The organism is Pseudomonas sp. R3-52-08 (assembly GCF_003851745.1).
In the GTDB taxonomy this organism is placed as follows: domain Bacteria; phylum Pseudomonadota; class Gammaproteobacteria; order Pseudomonadales; family Pseudomonadaceae; genus Aquipseudomonas.
In genome coordinates this window covers 5,604,771-5,617,305 of the sequence record NZ_CP027730.1, presented here as the reverse complement: position 1 = coordinate 5,617,305, position 12,535 = coordinate 5,604,771, and the positions used below count along the sequence as shown (strand labels likewise).

Genomic DNA, 12,535 nt, shown 5'->3' with positions numbered 1-12,535 from the left:
CCCCCTCCCACATTGGTTTTGCATTTTTTTCACACGCCATCCGCATAATCCAGCTTCTTGCTCTATTCCCTACAGCTGACTTCCGGAAAAGCCCTCAATGGCCGTGCCTCTGCCCACCTCCAAACCTACGCTTCGCTCTCGCTTGACCATGCGCTGGTATTCCTGGGTGTTTCTGGCCGGTGCGATCCTGTATGGCATCGCCTGGGCGATGCACTGGGATGATCGCGGTGTGTTGTGGGTGCTGGAGGGTTTTGAAAGCCCGGCCGAACGCCGGGAAAGCGTGTGGCTGCCGGACTATCACGCGGTCATCGACGCCAAGTTGCTGCCCGGCATGGAGAAGGACGAGGCCTCGGACCTGTCCTACAATCCAAGCACCAAAACCCTGTTCTCCGTGATGGGTAAGAACCCGTTCCTGGTGGAGCTGAGCCTGCAAGGCGACGTGCTGCGCAAGATGCCCCTCAACGGCTGGAACAATCCGGAAGGCCTGACGGTGATGGGGAATGGCTTGATGGCCGTGGTCGATGAGCGCGAGCACAGCCTGACCATCGTCAAGGTAGACGCCGGCACCACGGCGTTGAACAAGGCCGATTTCCCCAGTTATGACCTGGGCCCGTCCAAGGACCAGAACAAAGCCTTTGAAGCAATCACCTGGGACCCGCGCAACCAGCAGTTGGTGCTGGGCGAAGAGCGCCCACCGGCACTGTTTACCTGGAAGAGCGACGGCAGCCAGACCCTCACAGGCGACAAGCAGAAACGGGCAAGTACCGAGCTGGATGTGCGCAACCTGTCCGCCCTGGCCACCGACCCGCGCACCGGGCATTTGCTGGTGCTGTCGGCCGACTCCCACCTGCTGCTGGAGCTGGATGAAGCCGGCGAGCAAGTCAGCTTCATGACCCTGTTGGGCGGCTTCAACGGCCTCAAGGACACCATCCCGCGTGCCGAAGGGGTGACCATGGACGAGAGCGGTACGCTGTATATCGTCAGCGAGCCAAACTTGTTCTATCGGTTTGAAAAACAGAAATAACCTACGTCTTACGTCGGACACGTCCTAAAAAGCGGCATTCACCAGACAGCCCGTTGCGTTTAAGTTTAAATTCAGGCGATCTTGATATCTATTCGCCAGTTTTTCTCTGAGCCCGCCACGATGCGTCGATTTGCCCGCCCCAAACCTGCTCTTTTAATCCTGCTGTTGATTGCGCTGGTCGCTGCCGCGATCGTTGCGCAGCAATTCCGTCTGTTCGAGCGTGCCTGGTTTAACTGGCAGGTGTGGCACCAGCCAGCGGATGAACGCGGCATCGGCCTGGCCGATTACCGCGTCTCCCTGGAAGGCCAGGTGATCGAAGGGCTCGACGACGATGTGTCGGCCCTCACCTACGACCCGGTGCGCAAAAGCCTGTTTACCGTCACCAATAAAAACGCCGAGCTGGTCGAGCTGTCCCTGCAAGGCAAGATCCTGCGGCGTATTCCCCTGGTGGGGTTTGGCGATGCCGAGGCGGTGGAGTTCATCAGCGACAATATTTACGTGATCAGTGACGAGCGCCAACAGCGCCTGATCAAAGTGCATGTGGACGATGACACACAATTTCTCGATGCCGCCGATGCGGAGCAGATGACCCTGGGCGTGCACATTGGCAGCAACAAGGGTTTCGAAGGCCTGGCCTATGACTCGGTGGGCAAGCGCCTGTTTGTCGCCAAGGAACGCGACCCGATGGTGATCTATGAGGTCCACGGCTTTCCCCATTTCAAAGCGGAAAAAACCTACTCGGTGCATGTGATCAACAACCCCAAGCGTGATGCCGGGTTATTCGTGCGCGACCTGTCGAGCCTGCAATACGACGAGCGCAGCGGCCATTTACTGGCGCTTTCCGATGAGTCGTTCCTGGTGCTGGAACTGGATATCGATGGTCGCCCGTTAAGCAGTCTGTCACTGCTCAACGGGCGCCATGGCCTGAAAAAACGTGTGCCGCAGGCCGAAGGGATCGCCATGGATGACGAGGGCACGCTGTACCTCGTCAGTGAGCCGAACCTGTTCTACGTGTTCAAGAAGCCCTGATCAGAACATCCACTGCACACCCAGCGAGTAGCCGGTCTGGCTGCCCTCGGCATGGCCGAGTCGACTGTTCACTTCGGCGTACATCCCCAATTGCGGGGTGATTGCCAATTGGCTGCCGAGTTGCGCACGGCCAAAACGTTTATCGACTGACCCCAGTTTGGCGGTGCGGGCCTGGCCATCGGCGCGGGCGGTCAGTTGCAGGTCGTCGAGACGCCCATCGGCCAATTCCTTGACCCACGCGATGTTGCCGTAAGGCATCAGGCTCAAGCCGTAAGGCAGAGCGACAGCACCGCGCACGCGCCAGCCCAGGCTGGCTTCCAGGGAATCGAACGACTGTTCTTCGTAGTCCAGCGCGGTGCGCAGGTTCTGCTTCTCGTGGAACTGGTCGATGCGGTAGTGGCTGTAATCGAGCCCGGCAAAGGGTCCGCTCTGAAGGGCACCAAAATCGAAGTCATGGCCGCCCAGCACCCGTGCGCCGAGGGACAGCGCGTCGGTCTTGCCGGTCAGGTGCTGGTTGAGCAGCACCGGCCCGCCGCTGGCCTGGATCAGCAGGTTGCGTTTGGAATCGAAGCGCGTGTGGCCGGCGCTCAGATCACCGGCCAGCCAGCTCGGCCCGCCGTCGTTGAGCAGGGCGTAGACGGCGGCCTGCCAGGTGTCGCTATCGAGTTTGCCGCGGTGCTCCAGCGTGTCGCGGCCGTTGCGGTAGCTCAGGCTGGCGCCGATGTTCAGGGCTGAGCTCAGCTGGTAGTCGCCCAGCGCATGCACGCCCAACTGCCGGGCCTCTGGGTTGGGTGCGCGGTCGAAACCGCTGTCCGGGTTGTATTGACCGTCCACGCCGATTTCGCCATCGAAGCTGCCCACTTCACGACTGGCCGACTGCAAGGTCAGCCAGCGGCGATCATGCAAACGCACGCTGGCCTGGTGCTGGCGCTGCAGGTTGTCCTGCATATTGCGTGCGACGGCGCCGCCCGAGGCAGTCGAGGCCATCAAGTCGGCATTGGTCAGTTCCAGCACCAGGCGGCTGAGCAGGCGCGAATAATCGCGCAGGCGCTGATCGATGCGCGCCTGGCCGAAAGCATCGGTGAGCACGGCTTTATTGTCTTCGTTCGGGTCGTGCCAGGTCGAGCCGCCGGGGATTTTCGGATTGTCGGTCTGGGTGTAGCCATCCAGGTCGCCCAGCTCCCAATTGGTCGCCTCGATATACAGGATCGGAATATTCAGCGGTTCGAACGGTTCGCCATCGCTGCAGCAGCCGGTGCCCTTGGGGTATTGCGGGTCCAGGCCGGGGTTAGTGAACAGGGGGATATTCAGTTCCCTGGCGATCTGGAAGGTGTGTTCGCGCAACGCCGCCAGGCTGGGGTTGGCCGCGCTGTTCTGGCCGGCGTGGGCATACATCATGTCGCCGGTGATCAGGCTGTCGAGGTTGATCATCGCGAGCATGTTGGCGCGTTGGCTTGCGCTCAGGGACTCAACGAAGGCCTTGGACCCTCGCAAGCCTTCTTCTTCCGCGCCGAAGCCCACCACCTGCAAGCCATTTTCCAGTTGCAGCCCGCCCAGGTTCTTCGCCACCTCGGTGAGCACGCTGGCGCCGGAGCCGTTGTCGTCCAGGCCTTGCAGGGTGGGGCGACCGAAGTAGGTGTCGAAGTGCGCGCCGATCACCACGTACTGCGGTTTAGTGCCGGCGGCGTAGGCCACCACGTTTTGCGAGGCGCGGCTGCCGTTGTTCCAGGTGAAGTCCTGGCGACTGATGCTGTAGGCCGTGCCCATCTGGCTCTGCATCCAATCGGCCGCCCCGGCGAAATTGGCCGTGTCGCGATAACGCCCGGGGTAGTCGTTGATCAGTTTTTCCAGGGTGGTGGTGGCGTGCTGGCCGTAATCATAGGCCTGAAGATGCGTCGACAGCAGGGTGCCGGCGACGCTGAGAGCGAGGGCTAGGGGCTTTATCACAGGGTCTTCCTTGAGGTGATGAGAGGTTCAAGCGCAGACGCTTTGCACAATGCGCGCCTCATTCCATGGGCGGCGGCGAATTGGCGCATTGTTAAACGCGTGGGTCGCTTGGTTGTAATTTGTAACGGATTGGATACCAGACGGGGCGTGACAGAGCGCACGGTTTTGGAGAGGAGTGCTGCGAAAAGTAGCGCTTTTGTTACACAAATTCAGAGTCGAGTGCGGTCAATGTGGGAGGGGGCTTGCCCCCGATAGCGGTGTATCAGCACCAGATAATTTGACTGACACACTGCCATCGGGGGCAAGCCCCCTCCCACATTTGAACTGCGGTGTTTTTAAGCTTTGAGGGTTTTCACGCCTTCCGGGGTGCCCAAGAGCAGCACATCCGCCGGGCGCGCGGCGAACAGGCCATTGGTGACCACTCCCACAATGGCGTTGATCCGGGTTTCCAGCTCCACCGGGTTGGTGATCTGCATGTTGAACACATCGAGGATGATGTTGCCGTTATCGGTCAACACGCCTTCGCGGTACACCGGGTCGCCGCCCAGTTTCACCAGCTCGCGGGCCACATGGCTGCGGGCCATCGGGATGACTTCCACCGGCAGCGGGAACGCACCGAGCACCGGCACCAGCTTGCTGGCGTCGGCGATGCAGATAAAGGTCTTGGCCACGGCCGCGACGATTTTTTCGCGGGTCAGGGCTGCGCCGCCGCCCTTGATCAGGTTCAGGTGCTCGTCGCTTTCATCCGCGCCATCGATGTAGAACTCCAGGTCGCTCACGGTATTGAGTTCGTACACCGGAATACCGTGGCCTTTAAGGCGTGCGGCGGTCGCTTCGGAACTGGCCACTGCGCCATCGAACGCGCCTTTGTGCCGGGCCAGCGCATCGATAAAGCAGTTGGCGGTGGAGCCGGTGCCGACACCGACGATGCTCTTGTCGTCGAGTTTGGGAAGGATTAAATCGACAGCGGCCTGGGCCACTGCCTGTTTGAGTTGATCCTGGGTCATGCGGGCTCCGGAACGGGCGGGGGAGTGATCGAGGGCGGCGAGTATACCCCAACAAACCTTGGGATTCGTGTGGTCTCCCGGCCAAAAGCCGGGTTAGACTCCCTGGCCCTGCCCAACCCCTGAAGTAGATGCCTGCCGATGCTTGAACACTACGTCAAAAAGATCCTCACCTCGCGCGTTTATGACGTTGCCGTAGAAACACCCCTGCAGACTGCCCGCCAGCTTTCCGAGCGGCTGGGCAACCAGATTTGGCTCAAGCGCGAAGACTTGCAGCCGGTGTTCTCGTTCAAGATTCGCGGCGCCTACAACAAGCTGTGCCAGCTCAGCGCAGAGGAGCGCGCACGCGGCGTGGTCACCGCCTCGGCGGGCAACCATGCCCAGGGCCTGGCCCTGGCGGCCAAGGTGCTGGGGGTCAAGGCAACGATCGTGATGCCCAAGACCACCCCGGAAATCAAGGTCGAGGGCGTGCGCTCGCGTGGCGGCAAGGTGGTGCTGCACGGTGATTCTTTCCCGGAAGCCCTGGCCTATTCGCTGAAGCTGGTCGATGAAAAAGGCTACGTCTACATTCACCCCTACGATGATCCGCACACCATTGCCGGGCAGGGCACCGTGGCGATGGAGATCCTGCGCCAGCACCCAGGGCCGCTGGACGCGATCTTCGTGCCGGTGGGCGGCGGCGGGCTGATCGCCGGTATTGCGGCGTATGTGAAATACCTGCGCCCGGACATCAAGATCATCGGCGTCGAGCCGGACGACTCCAACTGCCTGCAAGCGGCGATGGCGGCGGGTGAGCGCGTGGTGTTGCCGACCGTCGGCCTCTTCGCCGATGGCGTGGCAGTGGCGCAGATCGGCCAGCACACCTTCGACATCTGCAAAGACTATGTGGATGAAGTGATCACCGTCAGCACCGATGAAATCTGTGCGGCGATCAAGGATATCTACGACGACACGCGCTCCATCACCGAGCCGGCAGGCGCGCTGGGCGTGGCCGGGATCAAGAAGTACGTCGAGACCCGCGGCGTCAGCGGCCAGACCTTTGTCGCCATCGACTCCGGCGCCAACGTCAACTTCGACCGCCTGCGCCATGTGGCCGAACGGGCCGAACTGGGTGAAGGCCGCGAAGCCATCATCGCCGTGACCATTCCCGAGAAACCGGGCAGCTTCAAGGCATTCTGCGAGGCAGTGGGCAAGCGCCAGATCACCGAATTCAACTACCGCTATCACACCGGCAGCGAGGCGCACATCTTCGTCGGCGTGCAGACCCACCCGGAAAACGACCCGCGCAGCGCATTGATCGCCAGCCTCACCGACCAGGGTTTCCCGGTGCTGGACCTCACCGAAAACGAATTGGCCAAGTTGCACATCCGCCATATGGTCGGCGGGCATGCGGCCAAGGTCAGTGACGAGCTGGTGTTTCGTTTTGAATTTCCGGAACGGCCGGGGGCGTTGTTCAACTTTCTTAACAAACTGGGCGGGCGCTGGAATATTTCGATGTTCCACTACCGCAACCACGGCGCGGCTGACGGCCGGGTGGTCGCCGGCCTGCAAGTGCCGGCGGACGAGCGCCACCTGGTCCCGGCCGCCCTCGCCGAGATCGGCTACCCGTATTGGGATGAAAGCGAAAACCCGGCCTACCAGTTGTTCCTCGGTTGAGCGACTACGCTGACTGAGCGGCCTTCAAGGAATCGAGACTATGGAAACGCTGACCACCCTCAAGGTTATTCACATCGCCGCCACCGTATTGCTGCTGCTCAGCGGCCTGGGCCTGGCGGCATTGGCCTGGCGCAAGCGCAGCGCCGGACCGGCGGTGGTCGTGCAACGCCCGTGGGCGTTCGTCTGGCTGCTGATGGGCATTTGCCTGGTGAGCATGCCGTTCACCGGCTGGTGGATGGTGCACCTGGTCGGCTGGCCGCTGGGGCAAACCTGGATCCTGGGTTCCAGCATTCTGTATACCGTGGCAGCGCTGGCCTGGTTCTGGCTGGTGGCACGGCTCAATCGGCTGCGTAAAGGCGAGGGCGGTAGCCTGAATTTCACCTTGGTGCTGGCGGTGGTCAGTTTGGTGGGGTTTGTGGCGATTGCCGGGCTCATGGGGGCCAAGCCGGTTTGAAAGGAGCTTCATGAACATTCTTCTGGTAGGCGCCACCGGGTTTGTCGGGCGCCACCTGTTGCTGGCTCTGCAGCAGGCGGGGCATCAAGTGGTCGCTACTTGTCGCGAGCCTCGAAGCCAGAATTGGCCGGGCGTGGAGTGGCGCCCGCTGGATCTGAACCTGCTGGCCGTCGACCCCGAAGGTTTCGACTTTCCCGAATCCGTTGATTTACTGATCAATGCAGCCGGTCTGCTGAGCGTGGATGCGGCCGAGCTGAGCCGGGTGCAGGACCGGGGCACTTGCGCGTTGTTCGATCTGGCGGCGCAGCGCGGCGTGCGAGTGCTGCAGGTTTCCGCCCTGGGCGCTTCAGCGCAATCCGATGTGCCGTTTCTCGCCAGCAAAGGCGCGGCTGACGACTATCTGCTTGGCCTCGGGATTGAAGCGGTGGTATTGCGACCCTCATTGGTAGTGGGTGAGGGCGGCGCCAGCAGTGCCTGGCTCGCCGCGCTTTCGCCGTGGCCGCTGATCCCGTTGCTGGACCTCAAGGCCCATCTGCAACCGGTGCATATCGTTGACGTCGTCGGGGCCGTGCTGGCATTGCTGCGTCGGTGGCCAGTTGAAGCGATGGTGTTGCCATTGGTCGGGCCTGAACCGATGCGGCTGAGCCAGGTCATTGATCACTTGCGCGCCGTACAAGGCTGGGCGCCGGGCCGATACGTCCAGGCGCCGCTGCTAGGGTTGAGCGGTCGGGTGGGCGACCGCCTGGGTTGGCGTGCGCTGAACAGACAAAGCATTACTCTGGCGCAACAGGACAACGTGGCCGACCCCGAGGTGCTGGCTTCGGTCTGCGGTTATTCGGCGGCACCGCTGTCGTCGCGTTTGCAGGGCTGGCCGACAGCGGCCGTGAGCAGCCAGCTTACGGTCCGTCCCTTGATGCTGGCGGTGCTGGTGCTGATCTGGCTGGGCACCGCAGCGGTGTGCCTGGGGCCGGGGTACGAGTGGGGCTTGCGCATCATGGCGCAGGCAGGCGTGCACGGTGTTTGGGCGATGCTGGCGGTGATCGGCGGGTCGCTGTGCGATGGTCTGTTGGGCACCGGGCTGCTGATCAGGCGCTGGCGGCGCCACACCCTGCTATTGCAACTGTTGTTGATGGTCGGATACACCGTAGTCATCAGCTTCGTTTTGCCCCACTACTGGTTCGACCCCTACGCCGCCGTCGCCAAGAACCTGGTGCTGATGGTGGCTACGTTATGGCTTTTTTGGACTGAACCTACTGTGAATGAGTGTCGCCGATGAGTGCTTACCTGCTGCTCAAAACCCTGCATATCCTTTCGTCCACCATCCTATTCGGGCTGGGCGCGGGCTCGGCCTACTACGCGTTGCGCGCCTGGCGCAGCGGCAAAGTGGAAGTGATCGCCGTAACATTCAAGCACCTGGTCTTTGCCGACTGGGCGTTTACCGCGACCACGGCAGTGTTCCAGCCATTGAGTGGGATCGGCTTGATGCATCTGGCGGGTTGGTCGTTGCAGCAGAGTTGGTTGCAGTGGACGTTCGGTTTGTATGTGTTGGCGGGGATCTGCTGGCTGCCAGTGGTGTGGTTGCAGATTCGTGTGCACCAGATGGCGGAACAGGCGTTGCGCGAAGGTACGACGATGCCACTCAAGGCCGCAACCTATATGCGCTGGTGGTTTGGCCTGGGTTGGCCTGCATTCCTGGCGTTCATGGCGATTTTCTACCTGATGGTGGCCAAGCCTATGTAAGGCTTGGGCCCGTGTCGCCTGCATCGGGGGCAAGCCCCCTCCCTCATTGGAATGCGTTCCCCTGTGGGAGGGGGCTTGCCCCCGATAGCTTTATCAGCCGCGCAGCGTAATCACCGGCCAGCCCCGCTTTTCAGCCTCGGCCCGCAAATTCGGGTCCGGATCCACCGCCACCGGATGAGTCACCTGCTCCAGCAGCGGCAAATCATTCATCGAGTCGCTATAGAAGTAGCTGTCTTCCAGGCTATACCCGGTCTCTTCCAGCCAACGGTTCAAGCGCGTCACCTTGCCTTCACGAAAGCACGGCACATCGGTGCTGCGCCCGGTGTAGCGGCCATTTTCCATCTCGCACTCGGTGGCGATCAGGGTTTCAACCCCCAGCCGTGCGGCAATCGGCGCAGTGACGAAACGGTTGGTGGCGGTGATGATCACCAGCATATCGCCGGCGGCGCGGTGCTTGGCCAGCAGTTCCACGGCCTTGGGCAGCATGATCGGTTCGATGCAGTCGCGCATATAGTCGTTGTGCCATTTGTCCAACTGAGCCATCTCGGTGCGGCCGAGGATTTCCAGGCAGAAGTTCAGGTAAGCGGCGTTGTCCAGCTTGCCGGCCAGGTAGTCCTGATAGAACGCGTCGTTACGGGCCTTGTAAGCCACCGGGTCGAGAATCCTGCGTTCACACAGGTAATCACCCCAGGCGTGATCGCTGTCACCGCCCAGGAGCGTGTTGTCCAAGTCGAATAAAGCCAGGCGCATTGCGGTTACTCGCTGAAAAGTCTGTAAAAAGGCGTCCAGAATACGGTCTTTTCACAAGAGTGCACATAAGGTAAGAAGCCTCGTTGCCGCTGGATGAACCTTTGTGGAACAATGCGGCGACATGCGTTTGCGAGGTTGTTGCCGTGATCGACCCCGATGGTTTCCGTCCTAATGTCGGGATTATTCTTACGAATGATGCCGGACAGGTGCTATGGGCTCGCCGAATCAACCAAGATGCCTGGCAGTTTCCTCAAGGTGGGATCAACCCCGACGAAACCCCTGAAGACGCCTTGTACCGTGAGTTGAACGAAGAAGTCGGCCTTGAGCGCGAAGATGTGCAGATTCTGGCCTGCACCCGGGGCTGGTTGCGCTATCGTTTGCCGCAACGCCTGGTGCGTACCCACAGCCAACCGCTGTGTATCGGCCAGAAGCAGAAATGGTTTCTCCTGCGCCTGATCTCCAATGAGCAGCGGGTGCGGATGGATTTGACCGGTAAACCGGAGTTCGATGGCTGGCGCTGGGTCAGTTATTGGTATCCGCTGGGCCAGGTGGTGACATTCAAGCGCGAGGTTTATCGTCGCGCTCTCAAAGAGCTTGCCCCGCGCCTTTTAGCGCGCGACTGACGACGGAGTTCGACCCCGAGCCATGCTCAATACGCTGCGCAAGATCGTCCAGGAAGTTAACTCCGCCAAGGATCTCAAGGCGGCGTTGGGGATTATTGTGTTGCGCGTCAAGGAAGCCATGGGCAGCCAGGTCTGCTCGGTTTACCTGCTGGACCCCGAGACCAACCGTTTTGTGCTGATGGCCACCGAGGGCTTGAACAAGCGCTCCATCGGCAAAGTCAGCATGGCGCCCAATGAAGGTCTGGTGGGCCTGGTGGGGACGCGTGAAGAACCCCTGAACCTTGAAAACGCGGCCGATCACCCGCGTTATCGCTATTTTGCCGAAACCGGCGAAGAGCGCTACGCCTCGTTTCTCGGCGCGCCGATCATTCACCACCGCCGCGTCGTCGGCGTGCTGGTCATCCAACAGAAAGAACGCCGCCAGTTCGACGAAGGTGAAGAAGCCTTCCTGGTGACCATGAGCGCGCAGCTGGCCGGGGTTATCGCCCACGCCGAAGCCACGGGCTCGATTCGCGGCCTGGGTCGCCAGGGCAAGGGCATCCAGGAGGCCAAGTTCGTCGGCGTGCCGGGTTCGCCGGGGGCCGCCGTCGGTACGGCGGTGGTCATGCTGCCACCGGCCGACCTCGATGTGGTACCGGACAAGACCGTCCACGACATCGACGCTGAAATCAAACTGTTCAAGACCGCCCTGGAAGGCGTGCGCGCCGACATGCGCAACCTGTCGACCAAGCTGGCCACCCAGTTGCGCCCGGAAGAGCGTGCGCTGTTCGACGTGTACCAGATGATGCTCGACGACGCGTCCCTGGGTAACGAAGTCAAGACCGTGATCAAGACCGGCCAGTGGGCCCAGGGCGCGCTGCGCCAGGTGGTCACCGATCACGTCAACCGTTTCGAATTGATGGACGACGCCTACCTGCGCGAGCGTGCCTCGGATGTGCGTGACCTCGGTCGCCGTCTGCTGGCCTACCTGCAGGAAGACCGCACCACCAATCTGGTCTACCCCGACAACACCATCCTGATCAGCGAAGAACTGACCGCCACCATGCTCGGCGAAGTGCCTGAGGGCAAGTTGGTCGGCCTGGTCTCGGTATTGGGCTCGGGTAACTCCCACGTTGCGATCCTGGCTCGCGCCATGGGCATTCCGACGGTGATGGGCCTGGTGGACCTGCCGTATTCCAAGGTGGATGGCATCGACATGATCGTCGATGGCCATCGCGGCGAAGTGTTTACCAACCCCAGCGAATTGCTGCGCAAGCAATACGCCGAAGTGGTCGAGGAAGAGAAACAACTGGCGCTGGGCCTCGACTCGTTGCGCGAGTTGCCGTGCGTGACCCTCGACGGCCACCGCGTGCCGCTGCTGGTGAACACCGGCCTGCTGGCCGATGTGGCCCGGGCGCAACAGCGCGGCGCTGAAGGGGTGGGGCTGTACCGCACCGAAGTGCCGTTCATGATCAACCAGCGTTTCCCGAGTGAGAAGGAGCAACTGGCGATTTATCGCGAGCAACTGCAGGCCTTCCACCCGTTGCCGGTGACCATGCGCAGCCTGGATATCGGCGGCGACAAGTCACTGTCGTATTTCCCGATCAAGGAAGACAACCCCTTCCTCGGCTGGCGTGGGATTCGCGTCACCCTCGACCACCCTGAAATTTTCCTGGTGCAGACCCGCGCCATGCTCAAGGCCAGCGAAGGCCTGAATAACCTGCGCATCCTGCTGCCGATGATCTCCGGCACCCACGAGCTGGAAGAAGCCTTGCACCTGATCCACCGTGCCTGGGGCGAAGTGCGCGACGAAGGCGCCGACGTGCCGATGCCGCCAATTGGCGTGATGATCGAAATCCCGGCGGCGGTGTACCAGGCCAAGGAGCTGGCACGGCAGGTGGACTTCCTGTCGGTAGGCTCCAACGACCTGACCCAATACCTGCTCGCCGTGGACCGCAACAACCCGCGGGTAGCCGACCTGTACGACTACCTGCACCCGGCCGTGCTACAAGCGCTGCAGCATGTGGTGCGCGACGCCCATGCCGAAGGCAAGCCGGTGAGTATCTGCGGTGAAATGGCCGGCGACCCTGCAGCGGCGGTGCTGTTGATGGCGATGGGCTTTGACAGCCTGTCGATGAACGCCACCAACTTGCCCAAAGTGAAATGGATGCTGCGCCAGGTTGAATTGAGCATGGCCAAGGATTTGCTGGCCGAACTGATGACCATCGACAACCCGCAAGTTATCCACAGCTCGCTGCAATTGGCGCTGAAGAATTTGGGGCTGACGCGGATGATCAATCCCGCTTCTGCCAAAACACTTTAAACCTGC

General features: G+C 61.5%; 11 protein-coding genes. 8 read left to right on the top strand and 3 right to left on the bottom strand.

Annotated features, from left to right (window positions below):
• Positions 1–97: 97 nt before the first annotated feature.
• Both C4J91_RS25995 and C4J91_RS25990 read left to right on the top strand, forming a co-directional pair.
• Positions 98–1,024 (top strand): SdiA-regulated domain-containing protein, encoded by a 927-nt coding sequence (locus tag C4J91_RS25995; RefSeq protein ID WP_124364856.1) that lies wholly within the window; start codon positions 98–100, stop codon positions 1,022–1,024.
• Positions 1,025–1,144: 120 nt separating this feature from the next.
• Positions 1,145–2,053 (top strand): SdiA-regulated domain-containing protein, encoded by a 909-nt coding sequence (locus tag C4J91_RS25990; RefSeq protein WP_124364855.1) that lies wholly within the window; start codon positions 1,145–1,147, stop codon positions 2,051–2,053.
• Here C4J91_RS25990 and C4J91_RS25985 read toward each other — a convergent pair whose 3' ends face one another.
• Positions 2,054–4,000 (bottom strand): autotransporter domain-containing protein, encoded by a 1,947-nt coding sequence (locus tag C4J91_RS25985; RefSeq protein ID WP_124364854.1) that lies wholly within the window; start codon positions 3,998–4,000, stop codon positions 2,054–2,056.
• A gap of 335 nt (positions 4,001–4,335) precedes the next feature.
• Positions 4,336–5,007 (bottom strand): ribose-5-phosphate isomerase RpiA, encoded by a 672-nt coding sequence (gene rpiA / locus C4J91_RS25980; protein ID WP_124364853.1) that lies wholly within the window; start codon positions 5,005–5,007, stop codon positions 4,336–4,338.
• 138 nt (positions 5,008–5,145) lie between these two features.
• Between rpiA and ilvA the strand changes: the two genes are divergently transcribed.
• Genes ilvA through C4J91_RS25960 form a run of 4 tightly spaced genes read left to right on the top strand, consistent with a single transcriptional unit; the run spans position 5,146 to position 8,854 of the window.
• A complete protein-coding gene (gene ilvA / locus C4J91_RS25975) occupies positions 5,146–6,660 on the top strand; it encodes a threonine ammonia-lyase, biosynthetic (protein ID WP_124364852.1) in 1,515 nt (504 codons plus the stop codon).
• A 40-nt stretch (positions 6,661–6,700) separates the two neighbouring features.
• Positions 6,701–7,114 carry a DUF2269 family protein gene (locus tag C4J91_RS25970; RefSeq protein WP_124364851.1) on the top strand — a complete coding sequence of 138 codons (414 nt, stop codon included), beginning with the start codon at positions 6,701–6,703 and terminating at the stop codon, positions 7,112–7,114.
• A gap of 10 nt (positions 7,115–7,124) precedes the next feature.
• Positions 7,125–8,390, top strand: coding sequence for an SDR family oxidoreductase (locus C4J91_RS25965; RefSeq protein WP_124364850.1), 1,266 nt, complete (start codon positions 7,125–7,127; stop codon positions 8,388–8,390).
• Complete coding sequence (locus tag C4J91_RS25960; RefSeq protein WP_124364849.1) at positions 8,387–8,854, top strand: DUF2269 domain-containing protein; 468 nt, start codon at positions 8,387–8,389, stop codon at positions 8,852–8,854. The genes C4J91_RS25965 and C4J91_RS25960 overlap by 4 nt, the downstream gene beginning before the upstream one ends.
• 93 nt (positions 8,855–8,947) lie before the next feature.
• Here C4J91_RS25960 and C4J91_RS25955 read toward each other — a convergent pair whose 3' ends face one another.
• On the bottom strand, positions 8,948–9,604 hold the full coding sequence (locus C4J91_RS25955) for an HAD family phosphatase (RefSeq protein ID WP_124364848.1): 657 nt from the start codon (positions 9,602–9,604) through the stop codon (positions 8,948–8,950).
• 143 nt (positions 9,605–9,747) lie between these two features.
• On the opposite strand from C4J91_RS25955, the gene C4J91_RS25950 reads away from it, so the two are divergent.
• A complete protein-coding gene (locus tag C4J91_RS25950; protein ID WP_003176750.1) occupies positions 9,748–10,227 on the top strand; it encodes an RNA pyrophosphohydrolase in 480 nt (159 codons plus the stop codon).
• Positions 10,228–10,249: 22 nt separating this feature from the next.
• Positions 10,250–12,529: a phosphoenolpyruvate--protein phosphotransferase gene (gene ptsP, locus C4J91_RS25945; protein ID WP_124364847.1), complete on the top strand. Its 2,280-nt coding sequence runs from the start codon at positions 10,250–10,252 to the stop codon at positions 12,527–12,529.
• Positions 12,530–12,535: the final 6 nt, after the last annotated feature.